16 protein-coding genes, 2 tRNA genes and 10 pseudogenes are annotated in these 26111 nt (G+C 46.7%); 21 read left to right on the top strand and 7 right to left on the bottom strand.

What is annotated here, in order from left to right:
- Window positions 1-422: 422 nt before the first annotated feature.
- The 3 genes from JCM11969_RS08495 to JCM11969_RS08485 form a co-directional block, all read right to left on the bottom strand.
- Complete coding sequence (locus tag JCM11969_RS08495; protein WP_156319311.1) at window positions 423-875, bottom strand: hypothetical protein; 453 nt, start codon at window positions 873-875, stop codon at window positions 423-425.
- Between the two features lie 65 nt (window positions 876-940).
- Window positions 941-1147 carry a hypothetical protein gene (locus JCM11969_RS08490; protein WP_054710446.1) on the bottom strand — a complete coding sequence of 69 codons (207 nt, stop codon included), beginning with the start codon at window positions 1145-1147 and terminating at the stop codon, window positions 941-943.
- Window positions 1148-1235: 88 nt separating this feature from the next.
- Complete coding sequence (locus JCM11969_RS08485; protein WP_054710443.1) at window positions 1236-1760, bottom strand: CvpA family protein; 525 nt, start codon at window positions 1758-1760, stop codon at window positions 1236-1238.
- A 221-nt stretch (window positions 1761-1981) separates the two neighbouring features.
- Here JCM11969_RS08485 and JCM11969_RS08480 point away from each other — a divergent pair, with 221 nt between their 5' ends.
- Entirely contained in the window at window positions 1982-2623 is a 642-nt protein-coding gene (locus JCM11969_RS08480; RefSeq protein ID WP_054710440.1) for an HAD family hydrolase, read from the top strand.
- Between the two features lie 56 nt (window positions 2624-2679).
- Here the strand turns inward: JCM11969_RS08480 and JCM11969_RS08475 are convergent.
- Window positions 2680-2752: transfer RNA gene (locus JCM11969_RS08475), tRNA-Gln, on the bottom strand.
- 192 nt (window positions 2753-2944) lie between these two features.
- On the opposite strand from JCM11969_RS08475, the gene JCM11969_RS08470 reads away from it, so the two are divergent.
- A tRNA-Glu gene (locus JCM11969_RS08470) sits at window positions 2945-3017 on the top strand.
- Between the two features lie 143 nt (window positions 3018-3160).
- Here JCM11969_RS08470 and JCM11969_RS08465 read toward each other — a convergent pair.
- A pseudogene (locus JCM11969_RS08465) lies at window positions 3161-3489 on the bottom strand (hypothetical protein).
- A 254-nt stretch (window positions 3490-3743) separates the two neighbouring features.
- Between JCM11969_RS08465 and JCM11969_RS08460 the strand changes: the two are divergent.
- The 3 genes and pseudogenes from JCM11969_RS08460 to JCM11969_RS08450 all read left to right on the top strand — a co-directional run bounded on the left by JCM11969_RS08460 (window position 3744) and on the right by JCM11969_RS08450 (window position 7569).
- Window positions 3744-4725, top strand: a pseudogene (locus tag JCM11969_RS08460) (branched-chain amino acid aminotransferase).
- A 197-nt stretch (window positions 4726-4922) separates the two neighbouring features.
- On the top strand, window positions 4923-5930 hold the full coding sequence (locus tag JCM11969_RS08455) for a serine hydrolase domain-containing protein (RefSeq protein WP_054710437.1): 1008 nt from the start codon (window positions 4923-4925) through the stop codon (window positions 5928-5930).
- 252 nt (window positions 5931-6182) lie between these two features.
- Window positions 6183-7569 (top strand): annotated as a pseudogene (locus JCM11969_RS08450) (amino acid permease).
- Window positions 7570-7750: 181 nt separating this feature from the next.
- On the opposite strand, the pseudogene JCM11969_RS08445 reads toward JCM11969_RS08450, so the two are convergent.
- Both JCM11969_RS08445 and JCM11969_RS08440 read right to left on the bottom strand, forming a co-directional pair.
- A pseudogene (locus JCM11969_RS08445) lies at window positions 7751-8453 on the bottom strand (type 1 glutamine amidotransferase).
- Window positions 8450-9808, bottom strand: a complete 1359-nt coding sequence (locus tag JCM11969_RS08440; RefSeq protein ID WP_054710435.1) for a Mur ligase family protein — start codon at window positions 9806-9808, stop codon at window positions 8450-8452. The pseudogene JCM11969_RS08445 and the gene JCM11969_RS08440 overlap by 4 nt, the downstream one beginning before the upstream one ends.
- Window positions 9809-10404: 596 nt before the next feature.
- On the opposite strand from JCM11969_RS08440, the gene JCM11969_RS08435 reads away from it, so the two are divergent.
- From JCM11969_RS08435 to murA, 16 genes and pseudogenes are all read left to right on the top strand, one after another.
- Entirely contained in the window at window positions 10405-11004 is a 600-nt protein-coding gene (locus JCM11969_RS08435; RefSeq protein WP_054710433.1) for a thymidine kinase, read from the top strand.
- A gap of 66 nt (window positions 11005-11070) precedes the next feature.
- Window positions 11071-12152, top strand: a pseudogene (gene prfA, locus JCM11969_RS08430) (peptide chain release factor 1).
- Window positions 12145-12993, top strand: coding sequence for a peptide chain release factor N(5)-glutamine methyltransferase (gene prmC / locus JCM11969_RS08425; RefSeq protein ID WP_054710430.1), 849 nt, complete (start codon window positions 12145-12147; stop codon window positions 12991-12993). Before prfA ends, prmC begins: the two are co-directional and overlap by 8 nt.
- A 15-nt stretch (window positions 12994-13008) precedes the next feature.
- Window positions 13009-14042: pseudogene (locus JCM11969_RS08420) on the top strand (L-threonylcarbamoyladenylate synthase).
- Window positions 14043-14121: 79 nt separating this feature from the next.
- Window positions 14122-15379, top strand: a pseudogene (glyA, locus tag JCM11969_RS08415) (serine hydroxymethyltransferase).
- Window positions 15380-15922: 543 nt separating this feature from the next.
- A pseudogene (gene upp / locus JCM11969_RS08410) lies at window positions 15923-16550 on the top strand (uracil phosphoribosyltransferase).
- A gap of 289 nt (window positions 16551-16839) precedes the next feature.
- Window positions 16840-17556, top strand: coding sequence for a F0F1 ATP synthase subunit A (atpB, locus tag JCM11969_RS08405; RefSeq protein ID WP_054710427.1), 717 nt, complete (start codon window positions 16840-16842; stop codon window positions 17554-17556).
- A gap of 51 nt (window positions 17557-17607) precedes the next feature.
- Window positions 17608-17820, top strand: coding sequence for a F0F1 ATP synthase subunit C (gene atpE, locus JCM11969_RS08400; protein ID WP_054654092.1), 213 nt, complete (start codon window positions 17608-17610; stop codon window positions 17818-17820).
- A 51-nt stretch (window positions 17821-17871) separates the two neighbouring features.
- A complete protein-coding gene (atpF, locus tag JCM11969_RS08395; RefSeq protein WP_054710424.1) occupies window positions 17872-18387 on the top strand; it encodes a F0F1 ATP synthase subunit B in 516 nt (171 codons plus the stop codon).
- Window positions 18377-18919 carry an ATP synthase F1 subunit delta gene (atpH, locus tag JCM11969_RS08390; RefSeq protein WP_054710420.1) on the top strand — a complete coding sequence of 181 codons (543 nt, stop codon included), beginning with the start codon at window positions 18377-18379 and terminating at the stop codon, window positions 18917-18919. Before atpF ends, atpH begins: the two co-directional genes overlap by 11 nt.
- A 32-nt stretch (window positions 18920-18951) precedes the next feature.
- Window positions 18952-20481, top strand: a complete 1530-nt coding sequence (atpA, locus tag JCM11969_RS08385; protein WP_054710417.1) for a F0F1 ATP synthase subunit alpha — start codon at window positions 18952-18954, stop codon at window positions 20479-20481.
- A gap of 26 nt (window positions 20482-20507) precedes the next feature.
- Entirely contained in the window at window positions 20508-21401 is an 894-nt protein-coding gene (locus JCM11969_RS08380) for a F0F1 ATP synthase subunit gamma (RefSeq protein ID WP_054710455.1), read from the top strand.
- Window positions 21402-21422: 21 nt separating this feature from the next.
- Window positions 21423-22834, top strand: a pseudogene (atpD, locus tag JCM11969_RS08375) (F0F1 ATP synthase subunit beta).
- A gap of 12 nt (window positions 22835-22846) precedes the next feature.
- Window positions 22847-23275, top strand: coding sequence for a F0F1 ATP synthase subunit epsilon (locus tag JCM11969_RS08370; RefSeq protein WP_054710414.1), 429 nt, complete (start codon window positions 22847-22849; stop codon window positions 23273-23275).
- Window positions 23276-24570: 1295 nt separating this feature from the next.
- Window positions 24571-24699, top strand: coding sequence for a DUF1146 family protein (locus tag JCM11969_RS20395; protein ID WP_369523216.1), 129 nt, complete (start codon window positions 24571-24573; stop codon window positions 24697-24699).
- Window positions 24700-24722: 23 nt separating this feature from the next.
- Window positions 24723-26025 (top strand): annotated as a pseudogene (gene murA / locus JCM11969_RS08365) (UDP-N-acetylglucosamine 1-carboxyvinyltransferase).
- Window positions 26026-26111 lie beyond the last annotated feature (86 nt).

The raw sequence follows: 26111 nt of genomic DNA, 5'->3' as shown, positions 1-26111 counted from the left end.
GAGAAATTGAATAAACGGCTTTAAACGCCTGAAACAAACCAGTTAAAGACTGGAGCGGAAGCGGACTATTTTTATAAAATAGTCCGCTTTTTTTTGACATTGATTTTGAGTCATTTAAATTGCACCACTATGCCGCTTCGTTCCACCGTTCGGCCCTGCAGGCTGAGGTGGGGTCGCTTCGGGGAGCTAGTGAATGTCTTGTCAGAAATTGAATTAGCTTCATCGCGAGCCATCACAGCGGAGTGCCAAATTGCGGCATGCAACGGACTATCACCTAGTTTTGTTGTGACTCGTTTTGCTATGTGGCAGTTGACTTACCCCGATTAATACTGTGTCGGATTCCATACAAAAAGCCCACTACCAATCATTTGATTGGTAGTGGGCATATTTTGGAATCGGTACTTATAGCATTACTGGTTAATTCAGTTCACCTTCAAGGGTGCTGAAATTGCCGTTTGTCGAGAGTGTTTTATATTGATTATAGGCAGCCACCCAGTTGCCATCGGCAATGGCTGTGCGCAGTTTTGAATAGGCCGCGTTATGGAAGACAACTGTTGTGGCAGCCTTAGACTGTGCTGCTGTAAGATCCGTCGTTTTATCAAGGAGCGCGCTGGCCTGGTTTTGATTCTTAGCGGCTTCATGATCGTACTCATCTTAGTTTGTTTCAGTGTGGTTGCGGCTTTATCAATTGCGGCATCTGTCTGGGCATTGCCAGTTTTAGAAGCTTCGATTTTTTTAACGAGTTCGTTTTTAACTACTGTATCAGCGGGGGTGTCTTTGCCAGTTGCTGAGCGCATGGCGTTGTTTATCTGGGTAAAAAATAGCGCACCGCAGATAATGATAATCAGCAGAATGGCAATAATGATAGTGACCACCACAGGCCAGCGCCTTTTTCTGGATTTAACTTGTCTTGAACGCATGTGTGTCTTCCTTTCGGTGGTTAGTTATTTAAAAAGCCGCCCACGAACCAGCTTCCGACTAAAACGACCGCGACAATTAGAAAAATACCGATAAACGACGACGCAAACGCGAATACGAGGCCGCCGATGATCAGAATTCCTAAAATTCGAAATAACCAACCGAATAATCCAAAGAAGATCCGGAGACCAAAAAACAGGATTATGCCGATGATGATTAGTGTAAGCACGGTAATTCCTCCTCAAACAATTTTGTTGGCTTCATTATAGTGATACGTGCGTTAAATTCATATTATTAATCTAGTAATTAACCATAACTTAATTATTGGTCGAACTGCGGCTATCCTGCCATTGTCGATAAAGTTGGCCAGAAACCACCGGCGTTTTTTTAACGATCGTTTGCGCCAGACTCGAATTTTGGTACTGGCTAGTTGTCCAGGTGGTCGAGAAGAGTAACAGCACGTTCAATACCAGAAAAATAAACAGGTAACGAATGATAAAACTAATGGCAGCCCCTAACAGTGCGTTTGCCTGGTGAATCAGCGGCAGGCGGGTAATGATATTTAGATCACTGCCGATTCGGCGAACAATGCCGTAGATGACACTGAACATGACGAAAAATAAAATGCCGGAAAACGCCCGCGGCACAGTGATTGTCGACGCCGTACTGCCGTTGGTCACGGCACTGTACAGCAACTGGGCTAACTTATCACTAAAGGCCATGGTCAGCAGCCAGGCAATGGCGTACGCGACCAGCCGAACGAGCATGGTGACAAACCCACTGCGATAGCCCGAAATAAGGCCCAGTGCCAATATTAAAATAATGACCCAAGTATAGATCATAGTGGTAATCTCAATCCTCTCTGATGGGAATACATCCATTATACCGTGGGGAGTGGTAAAGGGTGTGTTAAGAATTATTGCGTTCTGATAACAACGGCGTTATCTGGCGTCATAATAACGCCGTTTTGGGTCATCAGCACGCTGTCTGACGACTCCTCACAGAACAATCTTGCTGCCTGTGCTATGCTGGAGACAGTTAAAACAGAAAGTGGTGGCTGATTATGTTAAAAATGGTGGACTTTGACATTGACGGGACGTTGGCAGAGACGTTCCCCGTTATTTTTGAAGCGTTTCGAAAAACGGTTCATGATTATTCTGGGCAGACAATTTCCAATCAAACCATTCTGGCGACGTTTGGCGTCAATGAGGCAGGAATGCTGCGCGAACTCGTTCCCGATGCACCAGCGACGTTAATGACCACGTTTTACCAAAATTATCGTGCGGCCCATCATCTCATCGATGGCCCGTTTGCTGGCATTCGTGAGCAGTTGGCAATGTTACACCATGCCAACGTTAAAACACCTGTAGTGACGGGTAAGGGAGCTGAGAGCTGTCAAATCACGCTTTTCGCCTTAGGGTTGACAGACGATTTTGCACCAGTCCTGACCGGTGACCCTGAGCACCCGAATAAAGCGGCTCAATTGCGTCAGCTGATGACAGATAACGACCTAAAACCGGCTGAGCTCGCGTATGTGGGCGACACGATCGGCGATTTAGAAAACTGTCGGGAAGTCGGGATACACTGTTTTTCAGCGGCTTGGGCTGGTTCCGTTGACTTGCCAGCGTTAATTGCGGCGGGGGCTGATCAGTACAAAACAGTGGCGACCCTCACTCGTCACTTAGCGGCTATCCTAAATAAGTAGCTTGAATTGAAGATACGAAAAACCGCCTGCATAATCATGCAGGCGGTTAATAATAATTGGGTATACTGGGCTCGAACCAGTAACTTACGGATTCAGAGTCCGCTGCCTTACCAATTTGGCGAATACCCAATAAGCGATAAGCTATCTGACAATTTAATAGTTTAACTTCTTTTAAAATCAATGTCAACTGACAATTGCAAAATTCACCTGATTTTTTTGGATATTACCTCAAATAACGTATATTCTCCCAAAACGGTTGACTTTTTGCATAAAAACGTGTAAATTGAATGATGTTCTAAAATAATTGTGTCATCATGCCATTGCCCGCTGGTCAAATTGGTTAAGACGTCGCCCTCTCAAGGCGGAGTTACGGGTTCGATCCCCGTGCGGGTGATAACATAGGTCTCAAACGTTGATTTGTCAGCGTTTGAGGCCTTTTTTTGGATTTCAAAATGAAAGGAATGATGGATGGCGACAAGCATTCCCATTTCATATGTTAGAATAAAAACGCCGCCCATTTGGCCAGCGTGGGTAATGCTATTCAAAAGACAGATCTAACAAAAAAAGATGTTCTTTTTTAGATGACTCGTCGTGATCCAAACATCACGGTAGTCAGGCTTAGTTTGTTTCGTCAGCTCATAAAAATGGTCCAGCAGGTCGCCATACTCGCCCAAAAAATCGTCAGTCATCAAGTTCACGCTGAGACGGTCACTAGGAAAGTAGATGTCCTGGTTAGCGACTTTGACCGTGTCTGGAATGCCGATAGTGACAACGTTGGTGAATTCTTGTGGTTTAAAGATGACCCGATCTGGATGTCGTTTGACATAGGTCAACACGTTGTAAATCGAATCCGAATTGCTTGCCAAAGTATTATATCCTCTTTTCTTCAAATGCCAGCCCCATTGTAGCAAAAATGCAGCCGTTCGTCAGCAAACATGGTTATTTTTTGAGGGCGGGTTGACAGGAACACCGTTTCAGACTACAATTTATTAAAAATCAATGAGGGATAACTCCCTCAAATGATTTTTAATTAAAACATATTAATTTTTGAGGAGTGGTCTGTTTGGCAAAAGCACCAGAACCATCTACAATTGATTGGGCCAACTTAGGCTTCAATTACATGGATTTACCGTATCGTTTCATCGCACATTACGCTGATGGCAAGTGGGACGATGGTGAATTAACAGAAGATGCAACGTTACATATTAGCGAAGGTTCCACTGGGTTACACTATGGGCAAGCCGATTTTGAAGCTTGAAGGCCTATCGCACGAAGGATGGCGAAATTAATTTATTCCGTCCAGATCAAAACGCAGCCCGGATGCACAAGAGTTGTGAACGGTTATTGATGCCTGCCTTCCCAGAAGACAAGTTTATCGCTGCCGTTAAATCGGTTGTTAAAGCAAACGCCGATTATGTGCCACCATATGGTACGGGAGGTACCTTATACTTACGGCCCTTAATGATTGGTGTCGGCGGTAATATCGGTGTTCACCCAGCGCAAGAATACATCTTTACGGTGTTTGCAATGCCTGTTGGTGCCTACTACAAGGGTGGTGTGACACCGACCAACTTTACCACGTCATACTACGACCGGGCTGCCCTCATGGGACTGGCCAGTCTAAGGTCGGCGGTAACTACGGCGGGAGTTTACTTCCTGGCGACGAAGCGCACAAGGCTGGTTACTCAGATGTTATCTACCTTGATCCCGCAACCCATAAGAAGATCGAAGAAGCGGGTTCTGCCAACTTCTTCGGTGTCACCAAGGATAACGAATTTGTGACCCCTAAGTCAGATTCAATTCTGCCTTCGATCACGAAGTACTCATTGTTATACTTAGCTGAACACAACTTAGGGATGACACCTGTTCAAGGCGACGTCTTCATTGATGATCTAGACCGGTTCACTGAAGCTGGTGCCATGGGGACGGCTGCCGTTATTGCACCAATCGGCGGTATCGAATACCACGACAAGTTACACGTATTCTACAGTGAAACTGAAGTTGGACCAGTCACCCAGAAACTTTACGACACCTTAACTGGGATTCAGTTTGGTGACGTTGAGGCGCCTGAAGGCTGGATTCAAAAAGTGCCATTAGACTAATGTGATACTTTTTAAAAATCGGGACAATGTTCCCGATTTTTTTGTGGGCTCGTTTAAAAATAAATATCATCCGCGTTTAAACGGTTACCTCACGCGGACTGACTGGCAAGGAATAAAAGAAAGGCGAAATCTTAATTCTGTTCTTGTGCTAAACTAGGTGCATCTTTAAAAAAGAAACTAGGAAGTGGCTGCAGGAGATGGCAACATATTCAAAAACGATTCGCGACATGCACGCATTGGTTGAAGAGGGGGTCGTGCCCGGAATCAGCTACGCCTTTATTGATGACAACACGGTTCAGAGCGGCATCTACGGCGCTGAACAATTGCTGCCCGGCTATGAACCACTAAAGGAAAATCAATATTATGATCTGGCCTCACTGACCAAAGTGGTCGGAACCGTCAATGTCATTTTACAGTTGGTGGATGAAGGACGGTTGGCCCTGACGGATAAGGTGCATGGGTATCTGCCGGAATGGACGGACACCACCGTTTCCGTGCGTCATTTGATCACACATACCTCTGGCATCGCCGGGTATATCCCAAACCGCAATAAGCTGCCAGCTAGTCAGTTGCACGATGCACTGCTCAACCTCCACGTTGGGCCGGACTTTGAACAAAAAATGGTCTATTCGGACATTAATTTTATTTTCTTAGGCTGGATTGCTGAAGCCATTACCGGAACGCCGATTCAGCAACTTATTGCTCAGCGCGTCTTAGAACCCCTGAAAATGGCGCATAGCACCTTTTCTCCAACGGATGCCGCCATGTGTGTGCCAACGGAATTATCGCCCACACGCGGCCTAATACGTGGTGTTGTGCATGACCCCAAGGCATTTGTGCTTCGCGAGCGGTGCGGGTCGGCTGGGTTGTTTGCGACTCGAGATGATCTCGTTACCTTTGAACAAGCGATTTTAAGCGGTCATAACTCACCGTTGCCCGATCAGTTTCGCCAGCAGATTGCAAAGGATCAGACGCCTTTGGGGCACCAGGGGCGGTCGTTTGGCTGGGCATTATTGCCGGTAAATGATGCCCATCCGCACCAGTGTATTTGGCATAGCGGGTATACTGGGACAGCAATCGTGCTTGATCTTGTGACGAATCAAGGGCTGGTTTTTCTGTCGAACCGGGTGCATCCTGACGCGCCGAATAAGCCTTTTTTGGCTCGGCGTAATGCGGTTATTGCAACTTATCTTGAGGAAAAGTAAACTAGTCAGGGTACTAAGTTGTGAGGTTTTTTTTCAAAAGGTACCTATTTGACCACTAGTGAGATGCCAAACTCAGACATTTTTTATGCTGGTGGTTCTCTGTGAAATAGACTAAACGAGTTTCGCAAGGCAGAGGGCTACTGCATAAGCCAACTCTGGCAAAAATGCCAAACCCAGGCATTTCTGCCAGAGTTAGCTTATGCTCCGCCCTCTAACCGCCTTGCTTCACTCTCTCTGGAGGAATCAAAATTCATGAAACGAAAGATTAACGAGGCACCCAAACTGCAGCGGTCCATGACCGCTGGGCAGATGGAGATGATCTCCTTAGGTGGTGCCATTGGTGTTGGGCTGTTTATGGGGTCTTCATCGACCATTAAGTGGACCGGGCCGTCTGTTTTACTGGCCTACATGTTTGTCGGCCTGATTTTATACATTGTGATGCGGGCACTTGGTGAAATGATCTACATCAATCCCGGCACCGGCTCATTTGCGGACTACGCGACCGAATACGTCCATCCGTTGGCTGGTTATTTAGCCAAGTGGGCGAACGTCTTTGAGTACATTGTTGTCGGGATGTCTGAGGTGGTCGCTGCCACGGAGTATTTGAAATACTGGTGGCCGCATATCAACGCCTTTGTTTCAGGACTGATTATCATTGTCTTTCTTGTTGCCGCCAACCTGGCCAGCGCAAAGGCGTATGGGTCACTGGAGTTTTGGTTTGCCATGATCAAGGTGTTGACGATTATCGCCATGATTCTCTTAGGCCTTGGACTGATCTTCTTTGGCTGGGGCAACGGTGGTCATCCAATCGGTTGAGTAACCTTTGGGCGCACGGCGGCTTCTTCACTGGTGGGTTTACCGGTTTCTTCTTCTCAATGTCCATCATTGTTGGGTCCTACCAAGGCATCGAACTGCTGGGAATTTCAGCAGGGGAGGTTGCTAATCCACAACAGGCCATTATTAAATCTGTTAAATCGGTGTTATTCAGAATTCTGATATTCTACGTGGGTGCGATCTTTGTGATCGTCACCATTTACCCGTGGAACCAGCTCAGCAGTTTGGGGTCGCCATTCGTGTCAACGTTTGCGAAGGTCGGCATTACCGCTGCTGCCTCGGTGATTAATTTCGTTGTTCTGACGGCGGCACTGTCCGGTGCGAACTCCGGTATTTATTCGTCAAGTCGGATGCTGTTTAAGTTAGCGCATGAAGGTGACGCACCCAAGGTGTTAGGGCGATTATCGAAACGAGTCGTGCCGGATGCTGCTATTTTAGGTATTTCTGGCGGGATCCTGCTTGGGTTCATCATCGATACGCTGGCGTCAACGTACAGCAAGTCGACGTCGAATCTGTTTGTGGTCGTCTTTAGTTCCTCCGTACTACCCGGCATGGTGCGTGGTTCGTGATCCTCTTAGCTGAATTACGATTCCGCAAGAGCAATCCGCAAGTCATGACTGACCATCCGTTTAAACTTCCGCTGTACCCGTTCTCGAACTACTTTGCGTTCGCCATGTTGTGGGTGATCGTGGCGTTTATGTTTGTGAATCCTGATACGCGAGTGTCGGTGATTGTTGGTGCGTTGGTGCTGATTTTGGCGACTGTGGTTTATGTGGTTCGGCATCGTGGTGAGACACGGGAGTAATTAAAAACAACGCTTAGTCGATAGGGACTGAGCGTTGTTTTTTCTTTCTATGTTACGTAGCGGAAACGAGTTCCGAAAAACTGAGACCGGCCGCGTAAGGGCAATGAGTGATAAATCCAAGACCGGGATTTTTCACTCATTGCCCTTACGCTCTGGTCTCAAACCGTTTTTCTCCACTCTCTTAAAACGTTGCCGGCACCGCCAACTCTTCCTGCTTTGAAAAATCAACATCTGGATAGCGCCGCTTCAAAGCTGCGACCAGCAAGCGTTTTGCGAGATTGCCATTTCGGGTCAGAATCGGGCCGTGGAAGTAGGAGCAGTAGACGTTTTTGTAAATTGCACCTCTGTGTGATCCTCGCCGTTATTACCTTTGCCTTCCACAACGTTACCTATGTTTTTTCATCCTTGCCCAGGTATGTTTTACCTTGATGGTTTTCAAACCCGTGATAGGTTTCGCCATTGTCGGCGTTTTTGATCACAATGTCGCCGATGAACCGGTTGTGATCCTGCGCCAGTGTGTAGTGGTCTAACGCACCAATGCCGGGAATCTTATCACCCTTAGCATCGATGTAGTAGTGCCCCAACAGCTGATAGCCGCCACAGATAGCCAGCACTGGGCCGCCAGATTCAATGAAGTCGGTCAGTGCTTGTTTCTTAGTTTGAATATCTTGGGAAACGATTTCCTGCTCGAAATCTTGACCGCCGCCGAAGAATGCCATGTCGTAGTCGTCAGCCCTGAAATCTTGGTCCAGACTGACTACTTTGACGTTTAAATGAACATCCATCTGTTTTGCATAGTACTGCAATGCCAAAATGTTACCGACATCGCCGTAAGTATTCATCAGGTCGCCATAAAGGTGAGCCACATTTAATTCATAGGTCATGCGCCCATTCCCTCCTTGATATAGCCCTTGTCAGCTAATAATTTCCGTAATTGTAACACAGCTGTGTAGGTTGCCAAAACATAAACGTTCTCGGTTGGCAAAGTCTTAATCTTTTCCAGCACATCGCTAAGTTCTGGCACGACCTCGTGTTTGTCATCGGGCACACCGGCGACTTTTAGACGGAAGGTAATGTCCTTGTAGCGCTCGCCACCGGTAATATATGCTGGTATATTGAGTTTCGGCAGATTTTCAAAATTGCCGTCCCAGATCCAGCTTGTGTCGATCCCATCAGCGTAGTTAGCGTTGAGCAGGCCAACAAAGGAGAAAGGCTGCTTGTCAGTGCTGATCATGTCGAGTACCTGGTTTAAGCCAACCGGATTTTTGACCAGGATCAAGGTGACTTTTTTACCATCGACGTTGATCTCTTCTTGACGACCGAAGACTTTCTTGTCTTCGATGAAGGCAGTGTTGATCTGGTCAGGGGTAACGTCAAAGAAACGGCCGACAGCGTATGCTGCTAAAGCGTTGTAGACGTTATACATGCCGCCAATTTCAATTTTCATCGGACTGTGGTCGACTTCAAATGAGGAGCTCTTAGGCGTCCGGTCACCGACTTTGGTTAACTTATACGTTAGTTCGGGGCGCTTGAAGCCGCAGTTTGGACAGAAATAATCGCCCAAGTTGCTGTAGACCAGCGAATGGTAGTGTAAAATATGCTGGCATTTCGGACACAGAACGCCGTCAGTATTTGGCTTTGCTTTCATGTCCGTTGTTTTGTCATCTGTATCCTGATCAAATCCGTAATAAACGATCGGATTTGGCAAGTTCTTGGAGTGGAAGATCGGGGCATCGCCGTTTGCGATGATCGTCGCATCTGGTGCTAAGGCAACCCCATCGATGATTTTTTGATAGGTTGTATAGATTTCACCATAGCGGTCCATTTGGTCCCGGAAGATGTTGGTGAAAACAAAGGCTTTTGGCTTGATGTAACGGGTCACTTTGATGACGTTGGCTTCATCAACTTCCAAAACGGCGATCGGTCGGGCGCCCTTTGTCTTAGGGGCTCGAAGGAACGTGGTAACGATCCCTTGTTCCATGTTGGAGCCGGTAGGGTTGGTTAAAATTGAGTCATATTTTTGCTTGAGGACCCGCACTGTGAGTGCTGTGGTCAGTGTTTTACCGTTGGTTCCGGTGATGATCACAACATCGTAGTTTTGACCCAGGTGTCTTAAAATATCCGGATCAATTTTCGTGGTGATCTTACCAGGCAGCGAACTGCCACCCTTTAAGAATGTGTGTAAAAACCAGTAGGATGATCTCCCCGCAAAGGCGGCAACGCTACTTCGTAATGTCATTTTCTTCGCTCCTCTAGATCTAACGGGTGTCACATATTAAACACCCAAACTAAGCTTTAATTTTACCATGCTTGGCGGCTAATGGTGTGAGAAACGCTGACTTTTAATTAAAAATATGAAATCAGCGGTTCTTTTTCTTTTTGAACGGAGAGTGGCTGCCGCTCCGCCTCGCTACATGCTAGTAAACAATAAATATGTACGGTCAGTCGAGACTATGCGGTATAAATACGCTGGGTCATCATTACTTTTCACCTGAGCAACGTATGAAACAATGCTGTCACTGGAATTACTAGCAGTCGAGGGTGGATTTTTTTCGAACATGGTTTAACGCAATTGTGATGCTTAACTAATGGTAAATTGTAAACTCATTGTCAGTGGAATGTAGCAATTTGGCAGGTTGTCGTGGTGTCGAGCCACTACGACTGCCTGCCAAATTGCGGAATGCAACGGGCTGGTCGTCCAACATTGGAAAGTCCCCAGTCAATATAAAGATTTGACAAATTCAATAAATCTGTTGGGCGCGCCTGTTCTCATCTTAAACGGCTTATGCTATTATTGTACAATGGATATGAAATTTGCAGAAAGAGTGGAGACCATTGGCGCAATTATTTTTTAAGTACGGTGCGATGAATAGTGGCAAGACCATTGAAATTTTGAAGGTGGCGCATAACTATGAGGAGCAAAATAAACCGGTCATTATTATGACCAGCGGCGTGGACACACGTTCGGGGGTCGGTAAGGTATCAAGTCGGATCGGCCTTGAACGTGAGGCGGTTCCAATCTTTAAAACGGATAACGTGTACGATAAAGTGAAGCGCATCAACGAACATGCTAACTGTGTCATGATCGATGAAGCCCAGTTCTTAACAAAGGAACACGTTTTCCAATTGGCGAAGATCGTGGATGAACTCCACATTCCCGTCATGGCGTTTGGCCTGAAAAATGATTTTAGAAATGAACTGTTTGAAGGCTCAAAGTACCTCTTGCTTTACGCTGATAAGTTAGAAGAAATGAAGACCATTTGTTGGTTCTGTGCGAAAAAAGCAACCATGAATCTGCGTTTTCATGATAACAAGCCCGTTTATGAGGGCGAACAGGTGCAGATCGGCGGCAACGAGTCGTACTATCCCGTTTGTCGACGGCACTATTACAACCCGCCATTAGATATGTTGGGTCAGGACGCTTCAATGTTGTAGCTAGCCTATTGCTGCTCAACATCGATGGTGATACCACTGACGCAAAGAGATTGGAGAAATTAAGAAATGGACGAAATGTTCGACAGATTACAGGCGGTCGTTGACCGTTATGATGAACTTAATGAACTGATCAGTGATCCTGAAGTGATTGCTGATACGCAACGGTTCATGACCCTCTCTAAAGAGGAGGGTGAACTGCGCGATACGGTTGAGACATATCGAAAATACAAGCAGGTGACCGACCAACTTAACGAAGACAATGAGATGTTACACGAAAAGCTTGACGATGACATGGAACAAATGGTCAAGGATGAGCTAAAGGAATTAGAACCACAAAAAGAAGAACTCGAAGACCATATCCGAGTGTTATTGCTGCCTAAAGACCCTAATGACGATAAAAACATCGTGATGGAAATTCACGGGGCTGCTGGTGGTGATGAAGCCAGTTTATTTGCTGCGGACCTGTTCAACATGTACTCGCGGTACGCTGAAAAACAGGGCTGGTCAGTTGAAATTGTTGACCAGAGTGCCACTGAAGTCGGTGGCTTTAAGGAAATCGTGCTGCTGATCTCCGGCAATAAAGTTTACTCAAAACTGAAGTACGAGAGTGGTGCGCACCGGGTGCAACGGGTACCTGTCACTGAATCAGCCGGTCGTCTCCATACCTCGACGGCGACCGTTGGGGTGATGCCAGAAGCTGAAGAAGTCGACATCGATATCGATCCTAAGGATATTCGGACGGATGTTTACCGGTCATCTGGTGCCGGTGGGCAACATATTAACAAGACGAGTTCTGCAGTGCGGATGACCCACTTACCAACGGGATCGTTGTGGCCATGCAAGATGAACGGTCACAACAACAAAACCGGGCGAAGGCCATGCAGATTTTGCGGGCCCGGGTCTACAACTACTATAAGGAACAAGAAGAAGACAGCTATAATGCTGAGCGAAAGTCAGCTGTCGGAACCGGTGACCGGTCAGAACGGATTCGGACGTACAACTATCCGCAAAACCGGGTCACGGATCACCGAATTGGCTTGACCCTGAACAAGTTGGACAAGATCATGAACGGCGAGTTAGACGATGTCATTGACGCGCTGATCCTTTATGATCAAACCCAGAAGATGGAAGAGCTGAACCATGGCTAACATGACCTACTTAGAAGCCCTGAAATGGGCTTCTTTGCGTATTCAGAGCAAGAAGTTAGACGATTCTGCAGCCAATTATTTGATGCTGGCGCTAAATGACATGGATCAGACCCACCTGCTGATGGCGTATCGTGAGGTCATGCCAGATGAAGCGTTGCAGCGATTTCAACGAGCAATTGACCAGTATTTGGTAGGCACGCCACCCCAGTACATTGTTGGCACGGCACCATTTTATGGCCGTAATTTTATTGTGAATGACCACGTCTTGATTCCGAGGCAGGAAACGGAAGAATTGGTGGAGTGGGTGTTAGCGGCGTTACCGGCAACACCGGTACGTGTCCTGGACGTTGGTACTGGCAGCGGCGCCATCGGCCTGACACTCAAGGCGGAACGGCCAGACTGGCAGGTGACCCTGACCGATATTTCAGCTGGGGCGGTTGCCGTTGCCCGCGAAAATACTGACCGGTTGCAACTGAACGTTGAGACGCATGTCGGTGATCTTTTGCAGCCGGTTAGCGGGCAATCATTTGACGTGATCGTTAGCAATCCGCCGTACATCGATCCCCAAGAGATCACGGTGATGGATGATGATGTTGTTAAAAGCGAACCGCATCTTGCGCTGTTTGCCGATCACGCCGGCCTCGCTATTTATGAGCAGTTGGCCCAGCAGCTGGCAGACCACATTGTCATGACCAGACATTTGTTTGTGGAGATCGGCTATCATCAGGGGACGGCAGTGAAGCACCTCTTTGAATCCGTCCTTGACCCGATGAGCGTTGATGTTCACCAGGACATTGCGGGCCACGACCGGATAGTGCACGTGATGCTTAAAGAAAATTAAGGAAGTTAATTAAATATGGAAACTAAAATTTATTCACTTGATGATATTGATGAAGCAGCGGCAGCCCTTAAGGCGGGTCAGCTGGTCGCTTTTCCAACTGAAACGGTCTACGGACTTGGCGCCGATGCTACCAACGTTGAGGCGGTCAGTCACGTCTATGCAGCAAAGGGTCGTCCTAGCGATAATCCACTGATCGTCACAATTGCGGATGTCGCAACATTAACCCGGTTTGCTCAGCCGCTCTCTGATAAAGTTAAGACGCTCATTGACACCTTTTGGCCAGGGTCGTTAACGATCATTCTGCCATTAAAACCGAACGCACTCTCAAAAACGGTAACGGGTGGCTTAGACACCGCGGCGTTTCGGATGCCGGCAAACAACGCAACGTTGAAGCTGATTCGAACAGCAGGGGTGCCAATCGTTGGGCCGTCTGCAAACACTTCAGGGAAACCGAGCCCGACACTCGCGGAACACGTGTATCATGATTTAAAGGGGAAAATTGCCGGTATTTTAGACGATGGGCCAACTGATGTGGGTGTTGAATCGACTATTATTGATATGTCGACCGAAATCCCGACGATCTTGCGGCCAGGTGCCGTGACTGAAGATCAGCTGGCCGATGTCATTGGCGAGGTGCGGGGAAACAAGCACAAGGTTGGTGCCAACGAGACGCCAAAAGCGCCCGGGATGAAATACAAACATTACGCCCCGACTGCTCAGGTGACCATTGTGGACGACCCAACTGACTTTGCAGCTGCCGTTGCCTGGGTAAGCAGTCATAATAGCAAGGCTGGCTTAATGGCAACGGACAGTGTTCTTAGTCAATTAACGGTGCCTGATAGCGTTGAAGTATTTACCCTCGGGCCTGACGTGGCGGCGGCAAGTCACCGGTTGTTTGCCGGGCTGCGCCACTTTGACCTGGAAACTGATGTGACGGCAATTTTGACGCAAGGGTTTAGCACAGACGGCTGGGTGCCGCTTACATGAACCGGTTAAACAAATCGGCTGGCGATGAGCATTTTACGAACGATAAATCAATTGATAAGTAACATTGTTCGGTATAGACCCTTTCATTTTCAGTAAAAATTTGGTAAAGTAGTCTTATCAAATGCCAAGGAGCTGATTGTGTTGAACTATCGAGAACAAGATCCAAAATTATGGCAGGCCATCGTAAATGAAGAAGATCGCCAACAACATAATATTGAACTGATTGCTTCTGAGAACATTGTTTCGCAAGCTGTGAGAGCTGCTCAGGGTTCCGTTTTGACCAACAAATATTCGGAAGGTTATCCGTCTAAACGGTACTATGGTGGTAACGAGTACGTCGACGTGGTTGAAAACCTGGCCATTGACCGGGCCAAAGAACTGTTCGGCGCCGAATACGCGAACGTTCAGCCACATTCCGGGTCACAAGCCAATCAAGCCGTGTACGCCGCCTTTTTGAAGCCCGGCGACACGATCCTTGGCATGGGACTGGATTCCGGGGGCCACTTATCCCACGGAGCAAAGGTCAACTTTAGCGGCAAACTCTATCAAGCATACAGTTATGGTTGAATCCCGATACCGAATTGTTGGACTATGATATGATTCGTGATCTGGCTAAGCAGGTCAAGCCGCAAATGATCGTGGCTGGGGCCTCAGCATATAGTCGCATCATCGACTGGCAAGCTTTCCGCGATATTGCGGATGAAGTAGGCGCCTATTTAATGGTCGATATGGCGCATATTGCTGGCCTAGTTGCTGCCGGTCTGCACCCGTCACCAGTTGGCATTGCAGACGTGGTGACAACGACGACGCATAAGACATTGCGTGGTCCCCGTGGTGGCTGATCCTGTCACAGGAGAAGTACGCCAAGCAGATCAACTCCGCAGTCTTTTCTGGTACGCAGGGTGGGCCATTAGAGCACGTGGTGGCTGCGAAGGCTGCAATGCTCAATGAAGATCTCCAACCGGCCTTCAAGGACTATGCGGCGCAGATCATTAAGAATGCGCAGGCTATGGCAGACGTGTTTAACAAGAGCAAGACGATTCGCGTCGTTTCTGGTGGCACTGACAACCATTTGATGACACTCGATCTCACTAAGACTGAGTTAAACGGGAAGCAAACACAGGAATTACTTGATTCTGTTTTGATTACGACTAACAAGGAATCCATTCCAAACGAGCCTTTGAGTCCGTTTAAGACGTCGGGTATTCGGTTGGGAACGCCTGCTATTACAACCCGCGGATTCAAGGAAGATGACGCTGCACAGGTCGCAGAACTCATTGTGAAGGCTGTTGAGAATCACGCAGATGCAGCTGTCTTGGATGAGGTTAAGATAGCAGTTCGTGCTTTGACGGATGCCCATCCAATTGACGCTAACGTGGCAGAAATTGAATTTAAGTAAACTAGCCAACCTCACTTGACTGTGTAATTGGCCTATACTATGGAAGAAAAGTGTCTAGATTTGGACGCTTTTTGCGTCATAAATCATAAATAACCCGCTGTGTTTTCTGAAAAGGGGATACGGGCGTCGGGTTGTTTATGATTTTTTTCTTCCATTATATGTAAGGGCTTTCAAGGATTCCGCTTTCGCTGATGGTGGTGTTTTATAAGAGACACCTGATGCTTCCGGATAGCCAATTCTGAAGTCAGGAAGGGTCTTTCTATTGTTTGGTGAGGCAAATTGTTCTGACATGCCACTTCAGCGCCGTGCCAAATTGTGGAATGCAACGGACTATTACCTAATAGTGGAAAGACCAGTCAGGAAATAGCAGCGGTCGACTACTAACCTGAGAGGCCTGTTCTGCGAGTTAGGACACTGATATTACTGGAAATGAGTACCCCGCCATACGGATACACGCTTTTTTTATTTTTTATCATCCGGCCATTTATTCATTGGGGTGGATAATGGTACAATAAAGGAAATAATTAAAGGAGAGTCAAACTCATGGGCAAGTTTCAGGTTATGGATCATCCGTTGATTCAACACAAACTGACAATTATTCGAAACAAGAACTGCGGGACGAAGGTCTTCCGCGAGGTCGTTGACGAAATTACAACGTTGATGGCTTACGACGTTGCGCGCGATATGCCATTGGAGGACATTGAAATTGAAACACCAATTTCTAAGATGACCGCCAAGACGTTATCCGGGAAAAAGGTTGCCGTTGTTCCGATCCTTCGGGCTGGTATTGGGATGGTCGATGGCATTTTGAAACTGATCCCCGCAGCTAAGGTTGGCCACATTGGGATGTATCGTGACGAGGAAACGCTTGAACCGCACGAATATTTCGTGAAGTTGCCAGCTGATATTGAACAGCGGCAAGTCTTTGTTGTGGATCCAATGCTTGCCACTGGTGGGTCAGCCATCATGCCATTGATGCCCTAAAGAAGCGCGGTGCCACTAACATTAAGTTTGTGTGCCTTGTTTCTGCACCGGAAGGGGTTAAAGCCCTTCGCGAAAAGCACCCCGACGTTGATATTTACGCCGCTGCCCTTGACGACCATTTGAATGAAGATGGCTACATCGTGCCAGCCTTGGTGACGCTGGTGACCGGTTATTCGGAACTAAATAAACATTAGATTATAAAAACAATCAGTTTCAGATTTCAGTGATACCGCTGATATCGTGACACTGATTGTTTTTTTGTTATGAAATATAGTAAGTTTGTTTTGTAATTTTGTTGAAACGGTGGTAGTATTTTCTTTGTATTTTGTGACGTTTCAGGTTGTCTTTGAGGGGCAATTTGGGGTATCATTCATATGCCGCAACAATTTTAATCATGGATTCTAGTTGAAGTTAAAAATCGACTGGCACCATCGAATATTCTTGCGTTAATTTGGTTTGAAAAGAGGTGATACTCTGTGGGAGATCCATCTTCAGTTCCTACCTTTCAATTCGGAGGGCTTACGTTTAACGTCACGAATATGGTTTCGGGACTTATTGCGTTTGTGCTCGTTTTTTTGTTTGTCTTCGCGCTGTCACGTCATATAACGATGAAGCCAGGTCGTGGACAAAACATTCTGGAATGGCTGATCGACTTTACGAATAACATTCTTAAGGGGTCGATTCCAGGCAACGAAACGAGTGCGTTTGGGCTATATGGATTCACCTTGTTCTTGTTCCTGTTCGTTTCCAACGAACTTGGGCTATTCCTCCAAATTTCCCTTGGCGGAAAAGATTGGGTTCGTAGTCCAACATCTGACCCGATCGTTACCATGACATTTTCACTTGCCACGTTAATGATTGCGCAGTACGCTGGCGTAATGAAGTTTGGTTGGAAAAAACATTTCTCAGGATACTTAAAGCCATTCGTTTTCTGGCTGCCAATTAGTATTTTTGAGGAATTTACGAACTTCCTAACGTTGGGACTTCGTATCTTCGGTGTCATTTACTCAGGTGAAATGTTGTTGAAGATTATCGGAAACATGGCCTTTTCTGGTGGGGTTGCGTCCTTTGGGGTCGCAGTCGTTCTGGCATTGGTCTGGCAAGGTTTCTCGGCATTCCTTGGGGCCATTCAAGCGTTCGTCTTTGTTACACTTTCGTCCGTCTACATTGCAGACAAAATCGAAATCGATTAGGCGAAAGAGAATTACTTAATACTTATATCATTTAAGGAGGATATACAGATTATGGGAGCTATTGCAGCAGGTATTGCCATGGCCGGTGCGGCTATTGGTGGTGGTGTCGGTGACGGTCTTGTTATTTCCAAGATGCTCGAAGGTATGGCACGCCAACCAGAATTATCCGGTCAATTACGGACTAACATGTTTATCGGTGTTGGGTTGGTTGAAGCCATGCCTATCATTGCCTTCGTTGTCGCTTTGCTTGTTATGAACAAGTAATTTTGATAACATTTAGTTTGCTTACTTTTAAAACGAAGGAGGTGTCAATAGATGCTCTCACATTTAATCGTAGCTACGAGCTTACCTTACGGTGACATTTTGTTCTACGCGATCTGTTTCTTAATTTTAATGTGGTTGATCAAGATCTTTGCTTGGAAGCCCGTTAATCAAATGATGCAAGACCGTGCTGATAAGATTTCTAACGATATTGATTCAGCCGAAAAGTCCCGTGATGAAGCCGCTCAGCTTGCACAGCAACGTCAAGACGCACTTTCAAATTCTCGCCAAGAAGCTACCACGATCGTTGAAAATGCTAAAAAGCAGGGTCAACAACAACGCGATGGTATCGTGGCTCAAGCCCAGACCGATGCACAAGCATTGAAGGTCAACGCTCAAAAGGATATTGAACAAGAACGCCAAGATGCATTGCAAAACGTGCGTAACGATGTGGCGGACTTATCTATTGAGATTGCTTCCAAGATCATTCAAAAAGAATTAAGCGCTGATGATCAAAAGGCATTGATTGATTCTTATATCGAAGGGTTGGGGAAGCAACATGAGTCTTGATAAGGTTACAGTAGCCAAGCGCTACTCAAAAGCACTGTTCGAGATTCTTGATGAAAAAGGCCAACTTGATGCTGGCTTTGCGGAACTCGAACAGCTACGTAAAGTCTTCCAAGACAACCCACAATTGGGCACTGCGTTAACAGATTCGACCTTAGACTTGTCTAAGCGCGAAGCATTAGTGAAGCCGTTCTTGGATAACTCATCTAGTTACATTCACAATTTGATTCAAATGGTCTTTGATTACAATCGGATGGATGCCATGGTTGAAATTATCAACCAATTCCAAACCTTGTATGATGAGAAGAACCAAACGGTGTATGCTGACGTGACGACTGCGGTCGCCTTAGATGATGCACAACTGGATAGTTTAAAGACGGGCTATGCGGAACGCGTTGGCGCAAAGCAGGTCATCTTGAACAGCAAGGTTGACGCATCAATTCTTGGCGGCGTGATCATTCAGTCTGAAGGTACCATCTTTGATGGCAGCATTAAGACGAAGATTGCCCGTGTCCGTCAGGCACTGTTAGGATAACAACGAGATCTTTATAAAGGGGTGAAACCTATATGAGCATTAAAGCTGAGGAAATCAGTGCTCTAATCAAACAACAATTAGCGGATTACCAAGACGAGATCTCTGTTGACGAAACCGGTACTGTTACCTACGTTGGTGATGGTATTGCCAGAGCTCACGGTCTTGAAAATGCGTTAGCTGGTGAGTTGCTCGAATTCGATAGCGGGGTTTTCGGCATGGTCCAAAACCTTGAAAGCAACGATGTAGGTATCGTTGTCCTTGGTGATTTCACAAAGATCACTGAAGGCGATACTGTTAAGCGGACTGGTCGGATCATGGAAGTTCCCGTTGGGGACGCTATGATTGGCCGGGTCGTTAACTCACTAGGTCAGCCAGTTGATGGCAAAGGTGAGATCAAGACCGACAAATCTCGGCCTATCGAACGAAAAGCACCCGGTGTTATGCAACGGAAATCCGTTTTCGAACCATTACAAACCGGGATGAAAGCCATTGACTCATTGGTTCCAATTGGTCGTGGCCAACGTGAATTGATCATTGGTGACCGTAAAACAGGTAAGACGACTGTGGCCATCGATACGATCATTAACCAAAAAGGCCAAGATATGATTTGTATCTACGTCGCCATTGGGCAAAAGGAATCAACTGTCCGTGGTTCCGTAGAAACACTTCAAAAGTTTGGCGCAATGGATTATACCATTGTCGTTACTGCGGGTCCTTCTGAACCTGCACCATTGCTCTACATCGCACCTTATGCTGGTGCCGCAATGGGTGAGGAATTTATGTTCAACGGCAAGCATGTGTTGATCATCTATGATGATTTATCAAAACAAGCGGATGCTTATCGTGAAATGTCACTGATCCTTCGTCGGCCTCCTGGTCGTGAAGCTTATCCTGGTGATATTTTCTACACCCACTCACGGTTGCTCGAACGGGCTGCTAAGTTGAGTGATGATCTTGGCGGCGGTTCAATGACTGCCTTACCAATCATCGAAACGAAGGCTGGGGACGTTTCGGCGTACATTCCAACCAACGTTATTTCCATCACCGATGGTCAAATCTTCTTGGATAACGATTCATTCTATTCAGGAATTCGGCCAGCTATCGATGCCGGGACTTCTGTCTCTCGTGTTGGTGGTGACGCCCAAGTCAAGGCGATGAAGAAAGTTGCTGGGACCTTACGTTTGGACCTCGCATCATACCATGAACTGGAAGCCTTCGCGCAATTCGGTTCTGACTTGGATGATGTGACTCAGGCTAAGCTGAACCGTGGTGCTCGGACCGTGGAAGTTTTGAAACAACCACTCCATTCACCATTGTCAGTTGAAAAGCAGGTCCTGATCCTGTACGCCTTGGATGAAGGGTTCCTTGATAAGGTCGAACTTGACGATATCGCCAAGTTTGAAAGCGACCTCTTTGACTTCTTCGACAGTAACCATGCCGACATCCTGAAGGGGATTGCCGACACTGGTAACTTGCCAGATGAAGACACCTTTAAGGCTGCAATCAAAGAATTTGCGGATACGTTCCAGGGTGCAGCCCAGACTGCAGCTGCGAACAAATAAAACTTGAGGAAGGATGGTGAGTGCTCATGGCTGAATCAATGAGTGACGTCCAACGTCGCATTGTTTCAACAAAGAATACACGGCAGATCACGACGGCGATGCAGATGGTTCAATCTTCAAAGTTGAGCCAGATTCAAAAAGCGGCAGTCGGTTACCAAGACTACGTGGCCAAAGTTAAGGCTGTTGTGATGCATCTCGCAAAATCTCATCTTTTAGGTGATTCCTCGAGCGATTCGCAATCCAAGGAGTCGAAAAAAACGGCTTATTTGGTCATTACCTCTGATCGAGGAATGGTCGGCAGTTATAACAGTAACGTTTTACGTGAGGCTAATGCGTTCATCGAACAGCATAATACTGATGGTGAACACATGATCCTTGCGGTCGGCGGAACTGGTGCTGATTTTTACAAGAAGCGCGGCGACAACGTGGCTTATGAATACCGCGGTGTCAGCGACGTGCCAACGTTTAATGAAGTACGTGAAATTGTCAAAACCGTGACTTCAATGTATGATAATGACGTTTTCGACGAACTGTACGTTTGCTACAATCATTTTGTAAACCGGTTGGTCTCCCGCTTCCGGGCGGATAAGATGCTGCCAGTTGACAGTGAAACGTTGTCTAACGACTCTTCTGAAGAAACTGAAACTGCGCCTCTGACTGCGAGCTACGACATGGAACCTTCCGAAAAAGAAGTGTTGGCTGTCGTTTTGCCACAATACTCAGAGAGCTTGGTCTTTGGTGCAATCCTTGACGCGAAAACGTCAGAACATGCATCTAGCTCGAACGCCATGAAGTCGGCTTCAGATAATGCAACCGACCTTATCGGCGAACTTGAGTTGCGATATAATCGTGCCCGTCAAGCAGCAATTACGACTGAAATTACTGAAATTACTGGTGGGCAAGAGGCATTAAATAATTAAGACGGGAGGAATTAACGCATAATGAGTTCTGGTAAAGTTGTTCAAGTTATCGGACCAGTTGTCGACGTTGAATTCCCGTTGAGCGATAAATTACCCGATATCAATACTGCCCTTCACATTATGAAGGATGATGCAGTTTCCTTGTAACCGAAGTGCTCCTTGAATTAGGGGACGGGGTTATGCGGACAATTGCCATGGATGGTACTGATGGTCTTCGTCGGGGCATGGAAGTTGAAAACACTGAGTCTTCAATTACCGTACCCGTTGGCGATGACACGTTAGGTCGTGTGTTTAACGTTCTTGGGGATCCCATTGATGGCGGTGCCGAATTCGGCCCAGATGCCGAAAGAATGCCAATTCACCGTGACGCGCCTAGTTACGACGAATTGAACCCAACTTCTGAAATTTTGGAAACTGGGATTAAAGTTATCGACTTGTTAGCACCTTACGTGCGTGGTGGTAAGATTGGGTTGTTCGGTGGTGCCGGTGTCGGTAAAACTGTTTTAATTCAAGAATTGATCCACAACATTGCGCAAGGTCATAACGGTATTTCTGTCTTCTCAGGTGTCGGTGAACGGACCCGTGAAGGTAACGATATGTACTACGAAATGAAAGGTTCAGGTGTTCTTGAAAAGACGGCCATGGTCTATGGTCAGATGAACGAGCCACCTGGTGCCCGGATGCGGGTCGCTTTGACCGGCTTAACGATTGCGGAATACTTCCGTGATGTTAAGGGCCAAGATGTGCTGTTATTTATTGATAATATCTTCCGGTTTACTCAAGCCGGGATGGAAGTTTCAGCCTTACTTGGCCGGATTCCTTCAGCCGTTGGTTACCAACCAACGTTGGCTACTGAAATGGGTCAGTTGCAAGAACGGATTACGTCAACGAAGAAGGGGTCAATTACCTCTATTCAAGCCGTTTATGTTCCTGCCGATGATTATACCGACCCTGCGCCAGCGACGACTTTCGCCCATTTGGACGCTACCACCAACCTGGAACGTGCATTGACGCAACAAGGGATCTACCCAGCCGTTGACCCATTGGCTTCTACTTCAACTGCCCTTGACCCAGAAGTTGTCGGTCAAGAACATTACGAAGTGGCCACTGAAGTTCAACATGTTTTGCAACGTTACCGTGAGTTACAAGATATAATCTCTATTTTAGGGATGGATGAATTGTCTGATGAAGAACAAACGATTGTTAACCGTGCTCGTCGGATCCAATTCTTCTTGTCACAATCATTTAGTGTTGCCGAACAATTTACTGGTGTCCCAGGTTCATACGTTTCTGTTGAAGACACTGTTCGTAGCTTCAAGGAAATCCTTGAAGGTAAGTACGATGATCTTCCAGAAGATGCCTTCCGTAACGCCGGCCCAATCGAAGACGTTGTCGAAAACGCTAAAAAGATGCAGGCAAACCTGAACAACTAAGGAGGGTTCTAAATGGCTGATTCTCAATCGGTTTTAACCGTTAGTATCGTAACCCCCGACGGTAAGGTTTATGATAACGAGAAAGCGACCCTGATCGTCGTTAAGACGCAGCTTGGTGAACTCGGGATCATGCCGAACCACGTTCCTGTTATTGCCTCATTGGCGGTTGATGAAGCTCGTGTCCAATCAGTTGACGGTAAGGAAACTGATGAAATTGCTGTTAACGGCGGTTTCGTTGAATTTTCTGAAAATACGGCAACGATTGTCGCTGATACGGCTGAATATCAGGCTGATATCGACGTTGACCGTGCTAAGAATGCTCAGAAACGTGCTGAAGCACGGATTCAAGAAGCACAACAAGCACAGGATAGCGACGCTTTGGCCCGGGCAGAAGTAGCACTTCGCCGAGCAATTAACCGAATTAACGTTGCTGGTAAATAATATTGGCTATGATGAAAGCACTCAGACCTTAGGGTTTGGGTGCTTTTTTTAGAGCGTGAAGCAAGGCGGTTTAGGGGCGGTGTGTAACGGACTCTGGCAGAAATGCCCGAACTTGGCATTTTTGCCAGAGTCCGTTACACGTTAGCCCCGTGCCTTGCTGAACGCGTTTCCACTCGGTAGCCTAGTAGGTAGTAAGAATCAAATAGTATGTAGTGTTGTCCGTTGCATTCCGCAATTTGGCACTCCGTGTAGTGGCTCGCGACTGAGCTAATTCGATTTCCACTGCGTGGCTCTCGAGTGGATCTCAGTCGACTCGCACATCAGTAACCGACCAGAAAACGGTCGCTAACTGATGTCGACACCACAGCTCCGTGCCAAATTACGCCATTCCACTGATATTGAGCTTACTTTTTCCACGGTGGTTAAGCCTCTCAATGGTGTTAATCCAGGCTTGCAGAGAATCCGCCCTCGACTGCTAGTAAGCCCATTGACAGCAATGCTTTTCACACGTTGTAGACTCTGGTAACAATTGATCAAGAGATTTCTCGGCATCACCGATGATGACGATTACAAGTATCGTAGCGTAACAGAACCGTTTAGCATTGCAGGCCGGAAAGCGACCTCACCTCCACCTGTTGGGGGCGAACGGTGAAACGAAGCAACTTGTCAGCACTATTTACCTCACCTAGCAATCAAAAGATTCTTTCTAGAACTCGATTCAACTAAGCCGAAAAGTGGGCAAACAATTTGTAAAGTCTCCGAAATTCGAAAGGCGGTGTGACGGCTCTCAGTTCTTTTACACATCAATAACCGACCACGATCCGGCTACCAACAAAATCAACACAACCACTATTCCAAACTACTTGTAATAAGCAATAAGCCTCTATGACAGTCAGACAGGAGAAAACAAAGGCATGTCTTTGCTACGTACAACTATGACCACTAAATCCGACAATGTGAAAGCGTCATCGGCGTCACTTGCTATCACAGCGATTCGGCATGTGCATTATCCCGTCAGAGGCAGGGCTCTAAACGGACAACATCACCAATTAGCAAATCACAAACAATAATCAGGTTATGTGTCGTAATTGCACGGCTCAAGTGAATTCGTAATATTACAAATGACACGTAACTAGCGACAACCCCTAGAAACTATGCTATATTTTAGAGGTAATGCGGAAAGGAAAGTTAGCTTATGCGAACAATCGGGACACAGGCCCTCTTGACTCTAATCAGTCATTTTATTTTTATCTTTGTTGCTTTTTGGAGTATTCAAATTGCACATTGAAAATCTTATGAGGCTCTACCCAACACAGGCGCGGGTGTTAATTGTGATGCTGTCTGTGACGGTAGGATATACCTGCAGTTCTTTTTTCCTGAATTTTATTGATAATGTCCGTAACTTAATTTACATCGTTAAGTAACGTGACACGTGGAGGGAATTAAAGTGGAAAAAATCATTGTGCATGGCGGAAATCGTCTACAGGGATCTGTACATATTGAAGGCGCAAAAAATGCGGTACTACCAATATTGGCAGCATCAATCCTTGCTGAACGCGATGAAATGGTCTTAACAAACGTACCGATCTTGTCGGACGTTTATACGATGAATAATGTTTTAAAATTTTTGAATTTAGATGTCGATTTTGACGAAGCACGGAATACTGTGCGGCTTAATGCGGCCAAAAAACTATCGACAAGCACCGTTTGAATACGTCTCAAAAATGCGGGCGTCGATCGTGGTCATGGGGCCGCTGTTAGCGCGTTATGGACATGCACGTGTTGCGATGCCAGGCGGTTGTGCCATTGGCTCACGGCCAGTTGATTTACATCTCAAGGGGTTTGAAGCCTTGGGTGCTACAATCAATCAACAGGACGGTTACATCGAAGCTAAGGCCGATCAGTTGGTAGGGACAAAAATTTACTTGGACTTCCCAAGTGTTGGTGCGACCCAGAACATTATGATGGCCGCAACGATGGCGAAGGGCACAACGGTCATTGAAAACGTTGCGCGCGAACCTGAAATTGTGGATCTGGCAAATGTCTTAAACAAGATGGGTGCCAAGGTTCGTGGTGCTGGGACAGAAACGATTCGAATCGATGGTGTCACTGCCTTACATGGCACGACTCATCACGTTGTTCAAGACCGGATCGAAGCGGGCACCTTTATGGTCGCTGCTGCCCTGACACAGGGGGACATTCTGGTTCAGGATGCGATTTCAGAACACAATAAGCCATTGATCTCTAAGTTGGAAGAAATGGGTGCAAAGGTCATTGATGAAGATGCTGGTGTTCGGGTCATTGGTCCTAAGGTCTTGACCCCAACCAACGTCAAAACAATGCCGCACCCAGGGTTCCCAACTGATATGCAACCACAAATGTCAGTGCTACAACTGGCAGCCAATGGCACTAGTACGTTGACTGAAACCGTGTTTGAAAACCGCTTTATGCACCTTGAAGAACTTCGGCGGATGAATGCCAATTTCAAGATCGAAGGCCGGACCGTTGTGTTATATGGGCCGACGTCGTTCAACGGTGCCGAAGTGGCAGCGACTGATCTTCGAGCTGCGGCAGCGCTAGTGCTTGCAGGATTGGTTGCTAACGGGTACACCCAAGTGACGAACCTCAAGTATCTGGATCGCGGCTATTATGACTTCCACAAGAAGTTGGCTGCGCTGGGTGCTGAGATCGAACGCGTCTCTGTGCCAGCCCAAGAAGAAATTGTTTTAAAGACTGCAACCAAGGATTAATGATGAATTAAGTAAAGATGGGGTTAAATTGCCCCATCTTTTTTATCGAGTCATAGTCCCTTTCTATGGGCTATGCTATAATTAAC

It is taken from the genome of Secundilactobacillus paracollinoides DSM 15502 = JCM 11969, from assembly GCF_001311135.1.
Lineage (GTDB): Bacteria > Bacillota > Bacilli > Lactobacillales > Lactobacillaceae > Secundilactobacillus > Secundilactobacillus paracollinoides.
The sequence above is the reverse complement of the archived record's forward strand: the minus strand, read 5'-3'. Positions and strand labels throughout refer to the sequence as shown.